The sequence below is a fragment of the Streptomyces sp. SBT349 genome, assembly GCF_001083795.1.
GTDB lineage: Bacteria > Actinomycetota > Actinomycetes > Streptomycetales > Streptomycetaceae > Streptomyces.
In genome coordinates this window covers 1-1,266 of record NZ_LAVK01000680.1, presented here as the reverse complement: position 1 = coordinate 1,266, position 1,266 = coordinate 1, and the positions used below count along the sequence as shown (strand labels likewise).

General features: G+C 73.5%; 1 protein-coding gene. It reads right to left on the bottom strand.

The window, feature by feature from the left end; translation table 11 throughout:
- Positions 1-8: 8 nt before the first annotated feature.
- A complete protein-coding gene (locus ADY01_RS35780; RefSeq protein ID WP_049581073.1) occupies positions 9-1,196 on the bottom strand; it encodes a toxic anion resistance protein in 1,188 nt (395 codons plus the stop codon).
- Positions 1,197-1,266: the final 70 nt, after the last annotated feature.

Here is a 1,266-nt window from a genome sequence, read left to right as displayed (position 1 = left end):
GGCGGGGGTCACCTGAGCCCTCCTTCGCCCTGGTCGAGCGAGCGGGAGCGTTCGAGGTGGCCCGCGGCGTTGCCGAGTTCGTCGGACAGGGCGCGGGCGGTGACCGCCATGGCCTCGGTGGCCTGGGCCTTGTAGGTGTCGATGGTGTCCAGCGTCCGGTAGATCTGCTGGAACGCGGCGCGCAGCGTCTCGGCGCCGACGGCCGGGTCGGAGGCCATCCTCTGGATGTCGCCGCTCTGGGTGGCGAGCATCTCGGCGTTGGTGCGCACCAGTTCCTCGGTGGTGGTGCGCAGCGCGGTGACCTGTTCGCCGACCTTGCGCTGGTTCTCCAGGGCGGCCGAGAGCATGATGCCGATGCGCAGGGCGGTGACCGTCGTGGTGGCCGCCCGGTCGACGCCCTTGATCAGCTCCTCGTTGTTGCGGCGGACCACGTCCATGGCGAGGTAGCCCTGCGCGCAGACGGCGAGTTGGGTCAGCAGGTCCTGGTGCTTCTGCCGGACGGGGAAGAGGAGGTCGGCGCGCAGGGCGGCGGCCCGGTCGGGCTCGGTGGCCTCCAACCGCTCGACGCGCTGCTGGAGTTCGCCGTCCAGTGCCTCGGTGAGCACGGCGTACTCCTGGAGCTTGCCCATGGCGTCCCAGAGCCGGGAGCGTTCGGTGTGCATAGTGGCCGAGTCGCGGCGCAGCTCGTCCTGTCCGGCGCGCAGGGTGGCGACGATCTTCTGGAGGGTGCCCTGCGCGGAGGCGTAACGCGCCAGGTGGTCGCGGAACCTGGTGCCGCCCGGCAGCCGGGAGAGCAGGCGCCGCACGCCGCCGCCCGAGGCGTCACGCGGGTCGAGGTCCTCGACGGTGCGGCGCAGGTCCACCAGCGAGGAGGAGACGCGGGACTGGGCGTCGGCCGCGTCGCCGCCCGCGCCGCGCGCCAGGGAGCGGACGCTGCGCTCCAGCATGCGGTTGGACTGCTGGGCCGCGGTGCGCATCTCGGCCGAGCCGAGCGAGGTGACCTCGTCGACGCGGGTGCCGAACTCCGGTGAGCGGGCGTCCAGTCCGGCCAGCGAGTCGACGTAGGCCGCGGCGCGGCGGCTCAACTCCTCGCGCGCCGCGGCGTCCACGGGCACCAGTCCCGACGCCTGCTCGGCGCGGACCGGGGCGACGGGCTCCGGCGGGGTGAGGACCAGCGGGTTCTCGGTGTCTGTCATGGTCGGCTCCGCCTGCTTGGGTGAGGGCCGTGGAGGGCCTGGGGGGCAGTGAGTTGCCGTGGGGGTGGTC